General features: G+C 63.8%; 19 protein-coding genes. 7 read left to right on the top strand and 12 right to left on the bottom strand.

The window, feature by feature from the left end; genetic code table 11:
- Positions 1 to 7: 7 nt before the first annotated feature.
- From LRP30_RS16945 to ugpC, 6 genes are all read right to left on the bottom strand, one after another.
- Positions 8 to 994 carry a sugar kinase gene (locus LRP30_RS16945; protein WP_249761774.1) on the bottom strand — a complete coding sequence of 329 codons (987 nt, stop codon included), beginning with the start codon at positions 992 to 994 and terminating at the stop codon, positions 8 to 10.
- Between the two features lie 23 nt (positions 995 to 1,017).
- The gene (gene denD, locus LRP30_RS16940; RefSeq protein WP_249761091.1) at positions 1,018 to 2,004 is read right to left on the bottom strand and encodes a D-erythronate dehydrogenase; all 987 of its coding nucleotides are present in this window, start codon (positions 2,002 to 2,004) and stop codon (positions 1,018 to 1,020) included.
- Positions 2,005 to 2,068: 64 nt separating this feature from the next.
- The gene (locus LRP30_RS16935; RefSeq protein ID WP_128934395.1) at positions 2,069 to 2,995 is read right to left on the bottom strand and encodes a carbohydrate ABC transporter permease; all 927 of its coding nucleotides are present in this window, start codon (positions 2,993 to 2,995) and stop codon (positions 2,069 to 2,071) included.
- A complete protein-coding gene (locus LRP30_RS16930; RefSeq protein WP_128934396.1) occupies positions 2,988 to 3,941 on the bottom strand; it encodes a sugar ABC transporter permease in 954 nt (317 codons plus the stop codon). Before LRP30_RS16930 ends, LRP30_RS16935 begins: the two co-directional genes overlap by 8 nt.
- A 64-nt stretch (positions 3,942 to 4,005) precedes the next feature.
- The gene (locus tag LRP30_RS16925) at positions 4,006 to 5,325 is read right to left on the bottom strand and encodes an ABC transporter substrate-binding protein (protein WP_091888517.1); all 1,320 of its coding nucleotides are present in this window, start codon (positions 5,323 to 5,325) and stop codon (positions 4,006 to 4,008) included.
- 42 nt (positions 5,326 to 5,367) lie between these two features.
- Complete coding sequence (gene ugpC / locus LRP30_RS16920) at positions 5,368 to 6,435, bottom strand: sn-glycerol-3-phosphate ABC transporter ATP-binding protein UgpC (RefSeq protein ID WP_128934397.1); 1,068 nt, start codon at positions 6,433 to 6,435, stop codon at positions 5,368 to 5,370.
- 201 nt (positions 6,436 to 6,636) lie between these two features.
- Here ugpC and LRP30_RS16915 point away from each other — a divergent pair, with 201 nt between their 5' ends.
- The 7 genes from LRP30_RS16915 to LRP30_RS16885 all read left to right on the top strand — a co-directional run bounded on the left by LRP30_RS16915 (position 6,637) and on the right by LRP30_RS16885 (position 13,221).
- The gene (locus LRP30_RS16915) at positions 6,637 to 7,737 is read left to right on the top strand and encodes a LacI family DNA-binding transcriptional regulator (protein ID WP_128934398.1); all 1,101 of its coding nucleotides are present in this window, start codon (positions 6,637 to 6,639) and stop codon (positions 7,735 to 7,737) included.
- 122 nt (positions 7,738 to 7,859) lie between these two features.
- Positions 7,860 to 9,686, top strand: coding sequence for an IlvD/Edd family dehydratase (locus LRP30_RS16910; protein ID WP_249761090.1), 1,827 nt, complete (start codon positions 7,860 to 7,862; stop codon positions 9,684 to 9,686).
- 139 nt (positions 9,687 to 9,825) lie between these two features.
- Positions 9,826 to 10,557 (top strand): SDR family oxidoreductase, encoded by a 732-nt coding sequence (locus LRP30_RS16905; protein WP_128934399.1) that lies wholly within the window; start codon positions 9,826 to 9,828, stop codon positions 10,555 to 10,557.
- A gap of 202 nt (positions 10,558 to 10,759) precedes the next feature.
- Positions 10,760 to 11,506, top strand: coding sequence for an SDR family NAD(P)-dependent oxidoreductase (locus LRP30_RS16900; RefSeq protein WP_128934400.1), 747 nt, complete (start codon positions 10,760 to 10,762; stop codon positions 11,504 to 11,506).
- Between the two features lie 7 nt (positions 11,507 to 11,513).
- Positions 11,514 to 11,903: a GFA family protein gene (locus tag LRP30_RS16895; RefSeq protein ID WP_249761089.1), complete on the top strand. Its 390-nt coding sequence runs from the start codon at positions 11,514 to 11,516 to the stop codon at positions 11,901 to 11,903.
- Positions 11,904 to 12,053: 150 nt separating this feature from the next.
- Positions 12,054 to 12,734, top strand: coding sequence for a site-2 protease family protein (locus LRP30_RS16890; protein WP_249761088.1), 681 nt, complete (start codon positions 12,054 to 12,056; stop codon positions 12,732 to 12,734).
- 64 nt (positions 12,735 to 12,798) lie between these two features.
- Entirely contained in the window at positions 12,799 to 13,221 is a 423-nt protein-coding gene (locus tag LRP30_RS16885; RefSeq protein WP_128938666.1) for a hypothetical protein, read from the top strand.
- Here the strand turns inward: LRP30_RS16885 and LRP30_RS16880 are convergent.
- From LRP30_RS16880 to LRP30_RS16855, 6 genes are all read right to left on the bottom strand, one after another.
- Positions 13,209 to 14,024 (bottom strand): energy transducer TonB, encoded by an 816-nt coding sequence (locus tag LRP30_RS16880; protein WP_128938606.1) that lies wholly within the window; start codon positions 14,022 to 14,024, stop codon positions 13,209 to 13,211. The genes LRP30_RS16885 and LRP30_RS16880 overlap by 13 nt on opposite strands.
- A 9-nt stretch (positions 14,025 to 14,033) precedes the next feature.
- A complete protein-coding gene (gene exbD / locus LRP30_RS16875) occupies positions 14,034 to 14,492 on the bottom strand; it encodes a TonB system transport protein ExbD (protein WP_128946431.1) in 459 nt (152 codons plus the stop codon).
- Positions 14,493 to 14,495: 3 nt separating this feature from the next.
- Positions 14,496 to 15,464, bottom strand: a complete 969-nt coding sequence (exbB, locus tag LRP30_RS16870) for a tonB-system energizer ExbB (protein ID WP_249761087.1) — start codon at positions 15,462 to 15,464, stop codon at positions 14,496 to 14,498.
- On the bottom strand, positions 15,461 to 16,150 hold the full coding sequence (locus LRP30_RS16865) for a Fe2+-dependent dioxygenase (RefSeq protein WP_128934406.1): 690 nt from the start codon (positions 16,148 to 16,150) through the stop codon (positions 15,461 to 15,463). The genes exbB and LRP30_RS16865 overlap by 4 nt, the downstream gene beginning before the upstream one ends.
- Positions 16,151 to 16,169: 19 nt before the next feature.
- Positions 16,170 to 18,707: a TonB-dependent receptor gene (locus LRP30_RS16860; protein ID WP_249761773.1), complete on the bottom strand. Its 2,538-nt coding sequence runs from the start codon at positions 18,705 to 18,707 to the stop codon at positions 16,170 to 16,172.
- A gap of 227 nt (positions 18,708 to 18,934) precedes the next feature.
- Positions 18,935 to 19,174 (bottom strand): hypothetical protein, encoded by a 240-nt coding sequence (locus tag LRP30_RS16855; protein WP_027571757.1) that lies wholly within the window; start codon positions 19,172 to 19,174, stop codon positions 18,935 to 18,937.
- Positions 19,175 to 19,195 lie beyond the last annotated feature (21 nt).

The raw sequence follows: 19,195 nt of genomic DNA, 5'->3' as shown, positions 1-19,195 counted from the left end.
CGCTTCTTCACTTGGTCGCCTGGCGTGAGGCCGCCGGCCGATGCCGCTTCTTCGGCGGCATGGCATAGCCCGGAATGATGGCGCCGGGATAGCAGATCACGAGGCTGGCGAGGCGATGCCCGGCCTGGGCGGCCTCCACCGGCTCGGAGCCGGCGAGCCGGGCGGCGATGTAAGCCGCGGCAAAGCTGTCGCCGGCGGCCGTGGTGTCCACCACCGGCTTGGTCATGGGCTCGGCGCGGACCTCGTGGGTAGCCCCCGGAAAGCGCAACAGGCTCACCGGCTCGGCGAGCCGGAACACCAGCTCCGGAGACGGGATGCGGGCCATCAGCTGCTCGTGGCTCTCGCCGGGATAGAGCGCGAGCAGGTCCTCGGTCGAGGTCAGCACGATGTCGGCGGCCGCGAAGGCCGCGGCAAACACCTCGCGCGCGACATCGCGGTCCGGCCAGCCGCGCGCGCGAAAATTGGTGTCGAACACGAAGCGGGTGCCGAGCAGGCGCGCGCGCTTGATCGCCGCGAACAGACGCTCGCGTCCGGGCGCGTCGTAGATCGAGAGCGTGATCGCGGAGAGATAGACGATGTCGTAGCTCATCAGCGAGTTGAGGAGCTCGTCGGTCTCCGGCAGGCTCATCAGCTGGCGCGCCGCCGCGCTGTCGCGCCAGTGGAAGAACTGGCGCTCGCCTTTTGCATCGAGCTGGATCATGTAGAGGCCGGGCAGCTTGCCCGGCAGCCGCACCACGCGCCTCGTGCCGACGCCCTCGGCATTCCAGGCCGCGATCATCTCATCACTCAGGGCGTCATCACCGAGTGCGGTGAGATAGTCGACCTTGACCTCGAGCCGCGCCAGGTACACCGCCGTGTTGAGCGTGTCGCCGCCGAAGCCGCGCGAGTACAGGCCGCCGCTCTGCCCTTGCGCCGCGGACGATCCGGTGGAATGTCCGCCCTGGGCCTGCCGGAGCTCGACCATGCATTCGCCGATGCAAGCAACGCTCGCCATCATGTGACCCGCTCAGTGCGCGATCAGGCGACGAAATTGCCGCCGAGCTCGTCTTCGATGTGAATGCGGATGATGTCGTCGAAATTCTTCTCGGCGGTGGTGAAGCCGAGCTCGCGCGAACGCTTCGGATCGAAATTGCGCGGCCAGCCGCCGACGATGCCGACGATGAACGGATCCGGCTCGCGCTTGATGCGTGCGGCGACCTTCTCGCCCGCAACGCGCTTCAAGGCCGCAATCTGCTCGCCGACCGTGGCCGACAGGCCCGGCATGGTGAGGTTGCGGCGCGGACCGACCGTGGCAAGGTCCATGGTGCCGGCGTGGAGCAGGAAGCCGACCGCGGAACGTGGCGTCGCGTGCCAGTGGCGGACGTCCTCGGACACCGGGAGGATCGCTTCCTTGCCGGCCAGCGGCTCGCGCAGGATGTTGGAGAAGAAGCCCGATGCCGCCTTGTTGGGCAGGCCCGGGCGGATGCAGATAGTCGGCAGGCGGATGCCGATGCCGTCGAGGAAGCCGCGGCGCGAATAATCGGCGAGCAGGAGTTCGCCGATCGCCTTCTGGGCGCCGTAGCTGAGCAGCGGGGTGTGGAAGAACTCGTCGCCGATGGCATCGGGGAACGGCGCGCCGAACACCGCGATCGACGAGGTGAAGACCACGCGCGGCTTGTAGCCACCGCCGACGAGCCTGATCGCATCGAGCAGCATCCGCGTGCCGTCGAGGTTGATCCGATAGCCCTTGTCGAAATCGAGCTCGGCTTCGCCGGAGACGATCGCAGCGAGATGGAAGATCACGTCGGGGCGGCCGGCGATCAGCTTTTCGGCCGCGCCGGGCACGGCGAAATCGCCCGAAACGGTCTCGACAGGGAAGCCGGCCTTTTCCGGCTTCTTCGGCTCGACCACGTCATGCATGGTCAGCCTGGTGATGTCGCTCTTGCCGAGCCGACCGTCGCGCAACAGCCGTTCACAGAGTTTGCGGCCGACCATGCCGGCGGCGCCCAGAACCAGAATGTGCAAGAGCCTACTCCTTCTTATTGGCCGGAGCGCGCCGCTCCTGACGCGTTCTCGGCAAGCCCCGCGATCACTCCTTCACGGCGCCGGTCATCGCCGACACATAATGCTCCACGAAGAAGGCGTAAAGGATGACGAGCGGCAGCGAGCCGGCCAGCGCTCCCGCCATCAGCGAACCCCAACGGTAGATGTCACCATCCACGAACTCGTTGACGATCGCGACCGGCACCGTCTTGTTGCTGGTCGACTGCAGGAAGGTCAGGGCGTAGATGAACTCATTCCAGCACAGTGTGAAACAGAAGATGAAGGCCGAGATCAGGCCGGGGATTGCGAGCGGCACGACGATCTTGATCAGGATCTGCCAGCGGCTCGCGCCGTCGATCAGTGCGCATTCCTCGAGCTCGAACGGGATGGTCTTGAAATAGCCCATCAACAGCCAGGTCGAGAACGGGATCAGGATCGTCGGATAGGTCAGAATCAGCGCCAGCGGCGAGTCGAAAAGACCGTACTGATACACGACGGTGGCGAGCGGAATGAACAAGATCGACGGCGGCACGAGATAGGCGAGGAAGATCAGCCCCCCGACGAGATTGGCGCCCTTGTAACGTAACCGCACGATAGCGTAGGCCGCGAACACGGATGCGACGATCGAGAGCACCGTGGCGCAGATCGCCACGTACATCGTGTTCCAGAGCCAGTGCGGATAATAGCTCTCGAACAGCAGCTTGTGGAAGTGCTTGAAGGTCGGATTCCAGGTCCAGAACGGATTGTACTTGTCAAGGTCGAGCAGCTGCTCGTCGGGCTTCACCGAGGTCAGCGCCATCCAATAGAACGGGAACAGCAGGATGAAGACGATGATCGCCAGCGGCAGATAGAGCGTCACGATCCTGCGTGGCACCGACTGCAGATAGCTCATGCCCTCGCTGTGATCGGCCGTAGGCGCCGAGCCCGACAGCACGTTCTTGAGATCGATGGATCTGGTGGGCAGGTCAGTCATTGCTCTCTCCCTGCTGCCATTTCCGGCGCTGCAGGCCGAACCAGGAAACCATGATCGCAGCGAGCAGGAATGGAATCATGGCGCTGGAGATCGCGGCCCCCTCGCCCAGCTGCCCGGCGATGATCGCGCGCTGGTAGGACAGGGTTGCCATCAGGTGGGTGGCGTTGACCGGGCCGCCGCGGGTCATTGCCCAGATCAGCTGGAAGTCGGTGAAGGTGAAGAGCACTGAGAAGGTCATCACAACAGCGATGATCGGCGTCAGCAGCGGATAGGTGATGTACCGGAAATTCTGCCAACGCGTGGCGCCGTCGAGCGTTGCTGCTTCATAGAGCGACGGCGAGACGGTCTGCAGGCCTGCGAGCAGCGTGATCGCCACGAAGGGCACGCCGCGCCAGATATTGGCGAAGATCACGCAAATGCGCGCCCAGGTCGTGTCGCCGAGGAAGTTGATGTTCTGGCTGATCAGGCCGAGATGCCTCAGCGACCAGGAGATGATCGAGAATTGCGAGTCGAATATCCACCAGAAGGCGAGTGCCGAGAGCACGGTCGGAACGATGAAGGGGACGAGCACCATCGCGCGCAGCATCGCCTTGAAGGGCATGTGCTCGTTGAGCAGCAGCGCGAGATAGAGCCCGATCGCGAATTTGAGAGCGCTGGCGACAAAGGTGTAGAGCAGCGTATTGAACACCGACAGCCAGAAGATGGAATCGTCCCAGAGCCACTCGTAGTTCTCGGTGGCGATGAAGTGCCCGACCCTGCCGATGCGCGTGTCCGTGAAGGACAGCCAGATGCCGAGCCCGAGCGGATAGGCCAGGAAGAAGATCAGGAACGCCATGGCCGGCACCATGAACCAGAAGCCGAGCCAGTTACGATTGTGTTTGAGCTGGGTCCAGGCGCTCGCCTCGCTCATCTGAGGCTTGGCCCGGGGAATTGCGACATCAGCCATGCCCGATATCCCTGATCGAAATGTTGACGAGCGGGCGGCCGGACGGCCGCCCGCCCCGTGACCGTCAGCGATAGATGCGCTTCAGCTGGCGCTCGGCTTCCGCCATCGCGCCCTTCGCATCCTTGGCGCCGGTGCAATAGTTGGCGAACATGTCGACGACGATGAAATCGGCGATTGCAGTTGCCGCCTTTTCGCCGACCGTGCCGATACCGGATGCCGGCAGAGTGCGCTTGGAGGCCTGCGAGAACACGGCATTCTTGGGATCAGCCGTCCAGATCGGTGCCGACTCATAGGCATTCAAGGTCTGCGTCAGATAGCCTTGCGCGCCATCCAGCCACTTCTCGTAGTTCTCCTTCTCCAGCATGAAGGCGACGAAGGCCTTCGCCGCGTTCGGATATTTGGTGAAGTTGAAGGCGAGGATCGGCAGCGCAAGCTGCAGCTCGGTCGGCTTGCCGACCGGACCAACCGGCCAGAGCGCGTGATAGGTGTCCGCGGTAAGCTCCTTCTTGGACGGATCGGTCTTGGCGGCCACGTAGATCGAGATGCCGTTCGCCGTGCAATACAGCTCGCCGGCGAGGAACGCCTTGTTGTTGGAGGAATCGTTCCAGGACGCGGTACCCGGGATGAAGCTCTCGTACAGCGCCTTGCAATATTCCAGCGCCTTCGCCGTCTCCGGCGAATTGATGATGATCTTGTCGTTCTGATCGACCGTGTAGGCGCCGTGCCCCCACAGCACCCAGTGCAGCCACGAATTGCCGTCGCCCGAGGCATGCCCGAGAGCGAAGCCGGCCGGCGTGTTGTTCGCCTTCAGCGCCTTGCACATTTCGAGGAAGCCGGGGAAGTCCTTCGGAAACTCCTTGAAACCCGCCTTGTCGAGCGCCGACTTGCGGTAGGTCATGTAACCGCCGTTCGTCGCCACGGGGATGCCCAGCCAGTCGTTGCCGAGCTTGCAGGTCTTGGCGGCCGCATCGGTCCAGCCGCCATATTTCTTGCCGAGATAATCGGCGACGTCGTTCATCTTCAGCACTTTGGTCGGGAACAGCTGCGGCAGCGTGTGCAGGCCCCAGGCGAGATCGAGGCCGGAGCCGGTATTGGCCGCGACCGATGCCTTCGGCTGCACGTCCTCGAAGGATTCGCTGAACACGTTCATCTCCGTGCCGGTCGCGGCCTTGAACGCCGCAACCATCGCGTTGAACGCATCGTCCTCCGCCGGCACGAACCGCTTCCACCGCATCACAGTCAGCTTGGCGCCGGGCTCGGCCTTCCAGGGCGCGCTCTGCGCCCAGGCCTTCGCAAACTCGAACAGCGCCGGCCCGGTCAGCATGCCGGTTGCAGCCAGAGCCGTTCCGCCCTGAAGCAGAGTCCGGCGGGTAAAGTCTTGCATATCGTCCTCCCTGTGATGCTTTTTCTTGTCTTACGTCTTGCGCTAGGCGTTGAGGCGTTTGCCTGTCGCCTCGTCGAACAAATGCACCAGCGACGGGTCGGGCTTCAGCCGCACCTTGTCGCCGGGATTGAACTGGTGGCGCTCGCGGAACACCGCGACGACCTGCTCGCCGCCGACATTGGCGAACACCTGCGTCTCCGAGCCCGTCGGCTCGACCACGATGATCTCGGCCTCGGCGCCGTCATCGGCGATGGTGAAATGCTCAGGCCGCACGCCGTAGACGGCAGGACGGCCGTCGGACGCCGTCGGCGCATTCTTGAGCGGCAGCTTGACGCCGTTCGGTCCCTCGAAGGTGGCAACGCCGTTGGCGCGCACATGGCCCTTCAGGAAGTTCATGGCGGGCGACCCGATGAAGCCGGCGACGAACTGGTTGTCGGGCTTGTCGTAGAGTTCGAGCGGCGTGCCCATCTGCTCGACGATGCCATCATGCATGACGACGATCTTGTCGGCCATGGTCATGGCTTCGATCTGGTCGTGGGTGACGTAGACAGTCGTCGTCTTCAACCGCTGATGCAGCTCCTTGATCTCGGTGCGCATGGCGACGCGCAGCTTGGCATCCAGGTTCGACAAGGGCTCGTCGAACAGGAAGACCTGCGGATCGCGCACGATGGCGCGGCCCATGGCGACGCGCTGGCGCTGGCCACCCGAGAGCTGGCGCGGATAACGATCGAGCAGCGGCGACAGCGCCAGGATCTCGGCGGCGCGCTTGACGCGCTTGTTGATCTCGTCGGAGCTGGCGTTCCGCAGCTTCAGCGAGAAGCCCATGTTGTCGGCCACCGTCATGTGCGGATAGAGCGCGTAATTCTGGAACACCATCGCAATGTCCCGCTCCTTGGGCTGGACATTGTTGACGACGCGGTCGCCGATCGAGATCGTGCCGGAGGTAATGTTCTCGAGACCGGCAAGCATGCGCAGAAGCGTCGACTTGCCGCAGCCGGAGGGGCCAACCAGAACGACGAACTGGCCGTCCTCGATCGGAATCGTCACGCCGTGCAGGACTTCAAAGTTGCCGAACGATTTCCGCACATCGCGGATTTGCACAGACGACATCTAGTTCCCTCCTCGTAGTCCACGGCGCCTCTCGCGCCGCGACCGTCTTGTTTTTCAGACTTCACCGAACGAAGCCCGATCAATAGCGGGCGACATTGTCGGCAGTTTGTGCGGTTTTGGCAATTTGTCTTTGGTTAGTCGTTGCTGGTAGCGCTGTCAACGTTCCTTTGTTTGCGACCGTGACTGTGTTAAGACCAACAAATGGGTCGAAAACGCACCAAGTCAGGCAAAATCCGGCTGGCGGAAGTCGCCGAGCTTGCCGGCGTCAGCCCGATCACGGCGTCCCGCTTCTTCCGCAATCCGGAAGCGCTGTCGGTTGCCAAGCGGACGCGGGTCGAGAGCGCCGCCAAGGAGCTTGGCTATGTGCCGAACCTTGCGGCCCGCGCACTGGCCTCGCAACGCACCGAGGTGATCGGTGTATTGATCCCATCCCTCACCAATAACGTGTTCTCGGACGTGCTGCGCGGCATCTATGACGCCTCCGAAGGCGGCCGTTACTCAATTCAACTGTCCAACACGCGCTACAGCATCCTGCAGGAGGAGAAGCTGCTGCGCCTCTTTCTGGCGCAGAAGCCGGCCGGGCTGATCGTCACCGGCATCGACCAGACCGCGGAATCGCGCGCGATGCTGGAGGCTGCCGACTGCCCGATCGTGCAGATCATGGAGATCGGCCCCCATCCGATCGACATGATGATCGGCTTTTCGCACTATGATGCAGCGCGCGCGGCGGTTGCCCACCTGTTCGCGCAAGGTCACCGCAAGATCGGCTTCGTCGGCGCGCGGATGGACCCGCGGGTGCAGCGGCGGCTGGACGGATATGTCTCGGCCATGAAGGACGCCGCGCTGTTCGAGCCGCGCCTCGTGGTCACGACGGCGACGCCGACATCGGTGACGCTCGGCGGCGCCCTGTTCACCGACCTCCTCGCGCGGGATCCCGACCTCGATGCGGTGTTCTGCGCCAATGACGACCTCGCGCTCGGCGTGCTGTTCGAATGCCGGCGCCGGGAGATCGCGGTCCCCGAGCAGATCGCGATCGTCGGATTCAACGACCTCGAATTCATGGCCTCCGCCGTCCCCACCCTCACCAGCGTGCGCACCAACCGCTACGAGATGGGAAAAACCGCCGCGACCATGCTGATCGACGCGATCGACGGACGGCGGCCGGAGCAGCCGGTGCTCGATCTCGGCTTCAAGGTGATCGAGCGGCAAAGCTCGTCGTCGCGGCGTTCGGACAATAGGTCGGCCGCTTCCGGCGCCGGCGCCGCGAACAAAATGGTAGCGTTACCAAGTAGCCATGACTAGTATCGCACTTGTGAGGAAATGACCCGCCAGCGGGCCTGCCGACCATCGCTCGCGCCGCTGGGCATCGCACCAGCCGACACATTGAGACGGACGCCAGTGCGTTTGCATTGCAGGAGAGACCAATGACAAAAAAGCCAACCAATGGACATGCTGCCGACAACGGCGCCCGCCGCCACCTTCGCTCGCAGGACTGGTTCAACAACCCGCATAATCCGGGCATGACCGCTCTCTATATGGAGCGCTATCTGAACTACGGCCTCACCCGCGCCGAGCTTCAATCCGGCAAGCCGATCATCGGCATCGCGCAAACAGGTAACGACCTCTCCCCCTGCAACCGTCACCATATCGAGCTCGCGCACCGCGTCCGCGAAGGCATCCGCGAAGCCGGCGGCATCGCGATGGAATTCCCGACCCATCCGATCCAGGAGACCGGCAAGCGCCCGACCGCGGCGCTCGACCGCAACCTCGCCTATCTCGGGCTGGTCGAAATCCTCTACGGCTATCCGCTCGACGGCGTGGTGCTGACCACCGGCTGCGACAAGACCACGCCGGCCTGCATGATGGCCGCGGCGACCGTCAACCTGCCCGCGATCGTGCTGTCGGGCGGCCCGATGCTGAACGGCTGGCATGCCGGCGAGCGTACCGGCTCCGGCACCATCGTCTGGAAGTCGCGCGAGCGGCTGGCCGCCGGCGAGATCGACTATGAAGAGTTCATGGAGATCGTGGCCTCCTCGGCGCCCTCGGTCGGCCATTGCAACACCATGGGCACTGCCTCGACCATGAACGGGCTCGCCGAAGCGCTCGGCTTCTCGCTGCCAGGCTGCGCGGCGATCCCCGCCCCCTACCGCGAGCGCGGCCAGATCGCCTATGAGACCGGCAAGCGCATCGTCGAGATGGTCTGGGAGGATCTGAAACCCTCGGACATCCTGACCCGCAAGGCGTTCGAGAACTGTATCGTGATCAATTCGGCGATCGGCGGCTCGACCAACGCGCCGATCCACATCAATGCCCTCGCCCGCCACATCGGGGTCGAGCTGTCGATCGACGACTGGCAGAAATTCGGCCACGACGTGCCGCTGCTCGTCAACATGCAGCCGGCCGGCTTCTATCTCGGCGAGGAATTCCACCGCGCCGGCGGCGTGCCGGCCGTGGTGCGCGAGTTGATGAAGCACAAGCGCATCCATGAGGATGCAGTCACCGTCAACGGCCGTGGCATCGGCGAGAACTGCAAGAATGCGCCCGCGCCCGACAACGACGTGATCTGGGCCTATGACAAGCCGCTGGTGAAGGACGCCGGCTTCCTGGTGCTGAAGGGCAATCTGTTCGATTCCGCGATCATGAAGACCAGCGTGATCTCCAAGGAGTTTCGCGATCGCTATCTCAGCAACCCGAAGGACCTCAATGCCTTCGAGGGCCGCGCCGTCGTGTTCGAGGGCCCCGAGGATTATCACGAGCGGATCGACGATCCCTCGCTCGATATCGATGAGCGCTGCGTGCTGTTCATCCGCGGCACCGGGCCGATCGGCTACCCCGGCGGCGCCGAGGTCGTGAACATGCAGCCGCCCGCGGCATTGATCAAACGCGGCATCCTGTCCCTGCCCTGCATCGGCGACGGCCGCCAGTCCGGCACCTCGGGTTCGCCCTCGATCCTGAACGCCTCGCCGGAAGCCGCCGCCAATGGCGGTCTTGCGATCCTGAAGACCGGCGACAAGGTGCGCATCGACCTCAACAAGGGCAGCGCCAACATCCTGATCTCGGACGAGGAGCTGAAGAAGCGCCATGCCGAGCTCAAGGCCAATGGCGGCTTCAAGCATCCGCCGAACCAGACGCCGTGGCAGGAGATCTACCGCAACACGGTCGGCCAGCAGTCGACCGGCGCCTGCATGGAGCTCGCCACGCGCTACCAGAACGTCGCCGGCACGTTTGGTGTGGCGCGGGATAATCACTGAGTAGGCACTGTCATTCCGGGGCGCGACGTAGTCGCGAGCCCGGAATCCATCTGGCCATAGAACTCGTCGCATAATGGATTCCGGGCTCGCGCCAAGAGGCGCGCCCCGGAATGACGAACTCACAAGGGAGAACAAGAAAATGGCAGACCGCCTCAAGGGAAAGCGCGCCGTCGTCACGGCTGCGGCAGCAGGCATCGGGCGCGCATGCGCTGTCGCATTTGCGCGTGAGGGCGCAACCGTCATCGCAACCGACATCAACGAGAGCGGCATCGCGAGCCTGACGAAGGAAGGCATCGCCGAAGTCGCAAAACTCGACGTCCGCAACACGGCCGACGTCAACGCCTTTGCCAAGCGCGTCGGCAAGATCGACATCCTGCTCAACGCGGCGGGCTTCGTGCATCACGGCACCATCCTGGAGTGCTCGGAAGAGGATTTCGACTTCTCGTTCGACCTCAACGTCAAGTCCATGCACCGGACCATCAGGGCCTTCCTGCCTGAGATGCTGGCAGGCGGCGGCGGCAGCATCGTCAACATCTCGTCCTGCGCGGCGCTGCGGCCGCCGGCCAACCGTTACGTCTACAGCGCGTCGAAGGCGGCGGTGTCGCTGCTGACGCGCGCGGTCGCGCTCGACTTCATCACCAAGGGCATCCGCTGCAACTCGATCTGCCCCGGCACCGTCGAGACGCCCTCAATGCTCGACCGCGCCGCCGCGCAGGGGCCGCAGGGCAAGGAGATGTTCATCTCCCGCCAGAAGATGGGCCGGCTCGGCACCGCCGACGAGATCGCGGCGATGGCGGTCTATCTCGGCAGTGACGAAAGCGCCTTCACCACCGGCGTCGACCTCGTCGTCGACGGCGGCTACATGCTCTGACTTCGAACCTCTCCCCGCCCTTCTGCGGGGAGAGGTCGGATTGCTATGGCGCGCAATTGCGCGCCTGAGCAATCCGGGTGAGGGGCCAGGCACGACATCTGCGCACGGGCATGTGGAGACAACCCCTCACCCCAACCCTCTCCCCGCAAGGGCGGGGCGAGGGAGCCGACTGCCGCCGGGTTTGGGAGAAAGGAATAAATCGATGAACAAGATCGATCTCAACGGCCGCGTCGCCGTCGTCACCGGCGGCGCGCAGGGCTTTGGCCGCGCGATCACCGAGCGCTTCGTCAGCTCCGGCGCCAAGGTCGCGATCTGGGATTTCGATGCCGTGCTGGCCGAGAAGACGGCGAAGGAGATCGGCGACAGCGTGCGCGTCTTCAAGGTCGACGTCACCGACACCGCGGCGGTCGAGCAGGCCCGCGATGCCACACTCGGCGCCTTCGGCAAGATCGACATCCTCGTCAACAATGCCGGCATCGCCGGCGTCAACAAGCCGGTCTGGGAGACCGATCTCGAGGAATGGCGCAAGGTGCTGCGCATCAACCTCGACGGTCCCTTCATCTGCTGCAAGGCGATCGTGCCTGCCATGCTCAAGCAGAAATACGGGCGCATCGTGAACATCGCCTCGATCGCCGGCAAGGAAGGCAATCCCAACGCCTCGCACTATTCGGCGTCCAAGGCCGGCCTGATCGCCCTGACCAAGTCGCTCGGCAAGGAGCTCGCCGCGCACGACATTCTGGTCAACGCGGTGACGCCGGCGGCGGCGAAGACCGCGATCTTCGATCAGATGACGCAGCAGCATATCGACTTCATGCTGTCGAAGATCCCGAAAGCGCGCTTCGTGCAGGTCGAAGAGCTGGCCGCGATGGTGAGCTGGCTCGCATCCGAGGACTGCGCGTTCTCGACCGGCGCCGTCTTCGACATCTCGGGCGGACGCGCGACCTATTGAGGACATCATGATCCGGGAAGGGGGATGCCTGTGCGGCGCGGTGCGGTTCAAGGCGGAGGGCGAGCCGCTCAATGTCCGCATCTGCCATTGCCGCCTCTGCCAGAAGGCGATGGGCTCGCCCTACTTCGCCCGCGCGCAGTTCGATCAGCGCGCATTGACGGTCGAGGGCGAGACCGCCCGCTACGCCTCCTCCGAGAATATCGACCGCGTGTTCTGCAAGCGCTGCGGCACGCGGCTGTTCGCCTGGCGCCGCAACGGTACGCTCGCCGGCGTCGCGCTGGCCACCTTCGATGATCGTAACGCTTTCGCGCCGACCGAGCACATCTGGGTCTCGGAAAAGCTCGCCTGGGTGAAGCTCGACGACGGCTTGACGCAGTATCAGACCACGATTCTATAAATTGCGCGATGGCACGGCGGCGTGCTGCTGGCGGACCGTTTGCAGCGTGGCATTTCGGAACCGGTCCCCCTATGTTGAGCTGAAGCGTTGCTGCACCACCGCTCTAGCTGGATGGCTGCAAGGCAGCAGGCAAACCGGGACGGACGAGCCGTGAACATTTCCATTTATGACCTCTCCGTGTGGGTGCTCCCCCTCGTGCTTGCCATCACCTTCCATGAGGCTGCGCACGCCTTCGTCGCGGACCGGCTCGGGGACAACACGGCCTCGCAGCTCGGCCGCGTCAGCTTCAACCCGCTCAGGCATATCGACCCGTTCGGCACCCTGATCCTGCCGGCGATGCTGCTGTTCGCGCATTCGCCGTTCCTGTTTGGCTACGCCAAGCCGGTGCCGGTGAACTTCCGCAAGCTCAATAACCCCCGGCTCGACATGGTCTGGGTGGCGCTGGCCGGGCCCGTCACCAACATCCTGCTGGCGCTCGCCGCCGCCCTCGCCTTCCATGCCCTGCCCCTGGTGCCTGCGACCTCGGCGAAATGGGTTGCGGACAACCTCAAGAATACCCTCGTGATCAACGCGATCCTGGCGGTGTTCAACATGATGCCGATCCCGCCGCTCGATGGCGGGCGGGTCGCGGTCGGGCTGTTGCCGCGGCCGCTCGCCGTGCCGCTGGCCCGGCTCGAGCCGGTCGGAATGCTGATCCTGATCGGCCTCCTGATCCTGCTACCGCTGGCAGGTTCGCAGTTCGGTCTAAATCTTGATGTTATTTCAGCAATACTGCGAACGTTGACCGGTTATGTGATTCAGGCTGTTCTGTTCCTGACCGGCAATGTGTAGTTGAACAGCGACATCCGAACGTAGGCCTGAAGGGCCAGAGGCCGACTTGGTCAAAGCTGCCGATATGCTGATCGCGCGACGCGCCGACACCCGCGCCCGCGCCGATTTCGCCACCTGGAAGATGATGGCCAAGCTCAACGGGGCGTCCGCATTGCCCCCGGAAGCCCAGGAATTCCTGGCGAGCTACCAGAACCTGCTGGCGCAGATGAGCGAGGGCGAGGCCACCGAGGCCACCATCGGCGCGATCTACAAGGCCTATTATGTCGAGATGGGCGGCGCGGGAACCCCGCCCGACGTCCGCACCCGTCCGCCTGAAACGGCGACGGACAATGTTACCGCCTTCCGCCGCCCCGCCCCCAAGCCGAAGAAGTCCGCCTCCTTCGGGGCGGCGGCATTCGCCGGAACCCAGAAGCGGCCGCTGCCGGTGGCGCTGATCTTCGCCTGCCTGGTCGTGGTCTATGTCGGAATCCGGCTCTACTGGCGCTGAGCCGTCTTCTTCTTTTTCTTCGCGTCCGGCGGCGTGAAGATGATGTCGACGGTGCGCTCGAACCGGTCGTCAGTCAGCCCGGCCGGCGGCTGCGGAATGGGATCGGACTTGCGGACAATCGAGACCGCGGCCGCATCGTAAGCCGCATCCCCCGACGACTCCACGACGTCGACCGACAGCACGTTTCCCTTGCGGTTGATCGCAAAGCTCACTTTGACCTTCTGGTTATTGGGCTCCTTGCCCTCCGGATTGACCTTGTGGGCCGTCAGATGCGCGCTGATCTTGCGATTCCAGTCCGCCGTAATCTTCAGGATGTCCTTGCCAAGCCCAAGCACCGGCGCCAGGGCCTTCTCGGCCTCTCGCGCGTCTTCATCGAGTGTCTGCCGTGCCGTCGCAACCGACTTCGGCGATGCCTCGGCAGCGGGAGTTTCGACCGCCGCGATCTTCGGATCCTCGTCCTGCGGCTTCTTCGAGATGTTCTCGGTGACGACCCGATCGGGATCGTCGACCTGCTGCGACTGATCCTTTGGCAGCTCGGTTTCCTTGGTCTCGGCCTTTTGCTCGGGAAGCGCCTGCTGCTCCTGCATTGGTTCGCTGTCAGGCCCCGGCGGAAGGTCTGTTTCGGGCGCCTTTGGCGAGGCCATCTCGACCGCGAACTCGGCGCCCGCCGCCCCCAGACCATCGTCGCCGTCATCGGCGCGCAGGTGAGCCAGCGCGAGCGCAGCACCACCCAGATGGAGCACGAGCGCTGCCACTGCCGCCAAGATCCAGAGCTTCCGGGATGGTCTGAGTTCGTCCGACATAGCGGGCCTTTAAGGCTGAGCGGCGCCTGCCGCGGGCGCCCCCGGAGCGCCTTCCAGCGCGACCAGCTTGACCCGCGTATAGCCGCCTGAGCGCAAGAGCTCCATGACACCCATCAACTCGCCATACGGCACCGAGCGATCGGCGCGCAGGAAGACATACTTGTCTTTGCTCATGTCGGACAGGCCGTCGAGGGTCCCGATCAACTCGGCCCGCTGAACCGGGTTCTCTCCGATCGCCAGCGTCAGATCGGGCTTGATGCTGAGATAGGTCGGCTTGTCCGGCTTCTTCTGCGGCGTCGCGCTCGACGTCGGCAGATCGATCGGCAGGTCGACGGTCGAGAGCGGCGCTGCGACCATGAAGATGATCAGCAGCACCAGGATGACGTCGATGAACGGCGTGACGTTGATGTCATGCGTTTCCGAGAAATCGTCGTCTTCGCCGTCGTTGTCTGCGAGCGAAACGCCCATGGTTCACTCCGCTGCGCGCGAATGCACGCTGCCGTGGCTGCGATCGAGATCGCGCGAGAGCAGCCGCCCCGCGGCGCCAGAGGCGCGGCTGACGAGCTCGAGATAGCCTTTCGTCACGCGTGCGAAATGGTTGTAGATGATGACGGCGGGGATGGCGGCGACGAGACCGATTGCGGTGGCGAGCAGCGCCTCGGCGATGCCGGGCGCGACCACGGCGAGGTTCGTGGTCTGCGACTTCGAGATGCCGATGAAGCTGTTCATGATGCCCCAGACCGTGCCGAACAGGCCGACGAAGGGCGACGTGGAGCCGATGGTCGCGAGCACGCCCATGCCGATGCGGATGCGGCGCTGTTCCGCGCGCACGATCTCGGCAAAGCTCGAGGCCGCGCGCTCCTTGATGCCGGCATCGCTGGACAGGCCGGCCGACATCCGCGCCTCGCGCAGCGCCGCCACGAGGAAGGACGGCAGGATCCCTTCCTTGGCTCCGAGCGCCATCTGGGCTTCCGCGAGCGAACGTGCCTCTGCGGTCTTCTTCAGCGCCGAACGAAGCTTGGTGGAGGCGACCGACAGTTCGATCGACTTGGCGATGAAGACGGTCCAGGTCACCAGCGAGGCAAAGGCGAGCCCGATCATCACCGCCTTCACGATGACGTCCGCCGACATGAACATCACCCAGGGTGACAATTCCTTCATGGCCGGTGCGACAGCGGTCGCCACATCGGGCTTAGGGGTGGTCGGACCGGCGGCCGCGGGGGGCCCCGCCGGAGCAGCTGGCGCGGCTGCCGTCGAGGCCGAAGGCGCCAGGGCGCTAGGCGCGGTGGCCGCTGGCGCCGGACCGGCCGGGGCCGGTTGAGCCACCGATTGCGCCGGGGCCGGCTGGGTTTGTGTCTGGGCGGAAACAGGAGATGCGAGCCAGGCGGCCGCCAGCATGGCGGCGGCGGCAAGGCTGGCTTGGAAGGTCATGCTCTTCATACTTCGGCCCAGTAGCGAATGAGGTTGTGATAGATACCCGTCAATTTGACCGTTTCGGGATCGTCACGCCCGAGCCGTTCCACCAGCGCCTGAATCGCGGTGTCGAGGTCAAAGATCATGCTTCGGGCTTGATCGTCCCGTATCATGCTCTGAAGCCAGAAGAAAGACGCAACCCGCGTTCCCCTCGTCACCGGCGTGACCAGATGGAGGCTGGTCGAGGGATAGAGCACGCAGTCGCCGGCTGGCAACTTGACTTCGTGCGAACCGTAGGCGTCCTCGATCACAAGTTCGCCACCATCGTACTCATCCGGCTCGGCGAGGAACAGCGTGACCGACAGATCTGTGCGGATGCGAAGGCCGGTCAGGCGGTCGCCGCGGATCGCATTGTCGACATGCAGGCCGAAATGGTGGCCGCTGCTCGCCGCATAGCGGTTGAAGAGCGGCGGGAAGATCTGGAGCGGGATCGCCGCCGCGATGAAGCGCGGGTTCGACGTCAGCGCCGAGATGATGCGGTTGCCGAGCTTGCGCGCGACCTCGCTGTCCGGCGGCAATTGCTCGTTGCGCTTGACCATCGCCGACTGCGCGCCGGCGGTGGAGCGGCCGTCCTCCCAGTCGCTGGCGTCCATGATGCGGCGGAAATCCGCCACATCATCCTTGCTGAGAACGTTTTCTATGCATGTCAGCATGAAACTCCTTGTTGCTCCATCAGTAGCGCGCGGAGAGCACCACATAGGCGGCACGGCCCGGTGCCTCCAGCACGAACGGTGCTGCGCTTTGGTACAGCGCGTCGTAGTAGCGCTTGTCGAAGATGTTGTTCACGAACAGCTTGAGCTTCCAGTGCTGATCGAGCTTCGCCTCCGCGAAGGCATCGAAGCGCCAGTAGCTCGGCAGCGACGTGCCCTGATTGGCCGCGAGCAAAGTGCCGCCGTAGATCTTGGAGCGGTATACCGCCTGCCCGCCCAGTTCCCAGGTGTCGTTGAGTTGATATTTCGACAGCAGGCTGAACGACTCGTGCGCGATATTGGCGAGCGGACGCCCGACATTGGTCGGATACAACGTCTTATTGGCCGACGGCGCCAGCGACTGCGTCACTTCCGATTGCATCAGCACGAGGCCGCCGAACACGCTCCATTTGTCAGTGATGTTGCCACCGATACCAAGGTCGATGCCACGGATGCGATAGGCGGCACCTGCAGTGATGCAGGATATATTGCCGGTCGTTCCGGTCGGATACACACAGCCCAAGGGGGCGGCAGCAGCCGCACTACTAACGTTCTGCGATTCGCGCGCGTTCTCCTTTGTCGTCTGAAACAGCGCCGCGGTCAGCAGCAGATGACGATCGAACAGCTCCCATTTGGTGCCGATTTCGATCGCCTTGTTTTTCTCAGGGCCAAATATCTGCGTGTTGCCGCCGGGCAGGGTCGGATTGAGGCCGCCGTACGCTGTGCTTGTACCGTCGAACTCGGCACCGACCGGATTCGCTGAAGTCGCGTACGCCACATAGACGCTGCCGTTCGGCAACGGCTTGAGCGTAAGGCCGAGATTGAAGTTGGGAATCAGGAATTCCGCCGACTGCTGACCGAACGCGCCGTTCGCGGCATAGCCGGTGGACTTGATGCTGTAATCGTCATAGCGGAATCCACCATTGAGGATCAGGAGATCGCGATAGTTCGCGCTATCCATCACGTAGCCACTGACGGTGTCGATGCTGATCTTGGTGGGCAAGCCCGAGAGCGACGGGATTCCGAAGGGCAGATACGTGTTCTGAGGAAAGAATACGCTTGTGTTGGTCGGCGAGCCTGATGGGGTGGAGGGAATGCCGGTGGCCTCCGAGGTCAGCCCAAGATACCTGTCGATCGAAGACCGTTCACGATCGACCTCGACACCCGCCAGCGCGGTGTGCTTGAACCCGACCCCATCCTGGAACTTGTAGGTCGCCTCGGTCTGGTTGGCGAGCACGTCGGTGATCTGAAAACGGCTCTGCGGATTGGAGGTCAGCGTCGAAGCCGAGAGCGGATTCTTCAGCGACGGCGCTTCCGGCAGCGTCCCGATGTAATTCTGCGTCGAGCGCGAAGCGCGGAATTTGTTGCTGATCATCAGATCGGGCGTGATCTGCACTTCCGCATTGATCGTACCGATGTCCTGGCCCGTGCGGAAGAAGTCGCGATTGACGAACCCGTACCAGTTCCTTCGGCTCGCTCCGAAATCCGGGAACGGACCGCCAGCGGTGGACGCGGTGCTCGGCCGATAATACGGCACGCCGAAATCCGGAAGACCGGTCAGTTCGGTGTGGATGTAGTTGCCGGTGACCTTGATCGTGTCGGTCGGCGTCCACGTCGTCGCGACGAAAGCACCGTTCCGGTTATCCGTGACGTAGTCGCGACCCGCGACATTGGCGTCCTGGAACAAGCCGCCGACGCGGACTGCGAGCGTTGGGTCGATCACCTGGTTGACGTCGAGCGTGACACGCTTGGTCTGGTCGGTGCCAAACGTGCTGTCCATGTTGTAGAAGCTGCCCCCGGTCGTCGCTTGCTTGGTCACGATGTTGATCGCACCGCCGGCGACACCGCGGCCGGCGAAGGTCGAACCGGGACCGCGCAGGATCTCGACCTGCTCGGTGAAGAAGTTTTCACGCACGCTGACACCGGCGTCACGCACGCCGTCGATGAAGATGTCGTTGCGGGCGTCGAAGCCGCGGATGAAGAAGCGGTCGCCGAACGCGTTGCCGCCCTCGCCCGAGCCAAGCGTCACGCCGGCCGTGCTGAGGATCGCCTGCTTCAGCGACGTGGCGTTCTTGTCCTCGAGCACTTCCTTGCTGAGAACTGTGATCGACTTCGGCGTATCGACCAGCTTCTCCGGAAATTTGCCGCCGGCCTGCACGTGATCGACCTTGTAGGGCGCCGCCGGGTCGGCATAGGGATTGGCGTCGGCGGGACCGGAGGGCGTTGTCGGAGCCGTCTGTACCGCCTGCTGCCGCTGCGCTGCGCGGCGAAGCGCGTTGCGCGCGCGGACCTGATCACGTGTCGGCTTCGATGCCGTCGGACGCGGACGCTCGACCGGGGCATCGACCGTCACCGGCGGCAGGTTCGACTGCTGCGCCTGCGCGCCGCTCGACACCGATGCCACCGCGATCAAGCTCGCGACCGCTGAAACCTTTTTGCCGGAAACGCCCGCGGACCTCTCATCCATCGGATCGAATGCTGCCACCGAACGCAACGACTTCGGTGCGACCACCTGCCCCATTACAACACGCCCCATCTTCATGTTCGCTCACTCAATTCGACGAGCGATTGGGCTGTTGGTATCGGCGGCAAAATAGTGGGTCAATGCGCACAAGCCGCGAGAACGCTTGAATAAGTCCAGATCAAAACGATTCTAAACTGAAGCTTGAAACGGTTCTAAAGATAGATTGGACTCGTTCTAAAACGTACGCGAAAATTGCCGCGAAATCGGCGGTGATGCTAAGGGCTTCAGTCGCTGCTCGGCGGCTTCATCAGCGAGAACAATTCGTCGACGGTCTTCTGCGCGACGGCGCGCACGCGATCGGTACTGTCCATACCGGCGATGTTGACGCCGTTCACGACGGCTTTGATCTCGTCGCGAAAGTCGGTGAGGAAGCGCAAGGGATCGCGCTGCTCGTTGGCGACGCGCGCGATCAGCCCCGTGATCAGAATCTGACACGCGATCAACTTGCCGTTCAGTTCGTCCATCCCTGCGCTCCCGTTGTGGCG

This window comes from Bradyrhizobium sp. C-145 (genome assembly GCF_023375135.1).
Taxonomy (GTDB): Bacteria; Pseudomonadota; Alphaproteobacteria; order Rhizobiales; family Xanthobacteraceae; genus Bradyrhizobium; species Bradyrhizobium zhanjiangense.
This window is presented reverse-complemented; position numbering and strand designations above follow the sequence as displayed.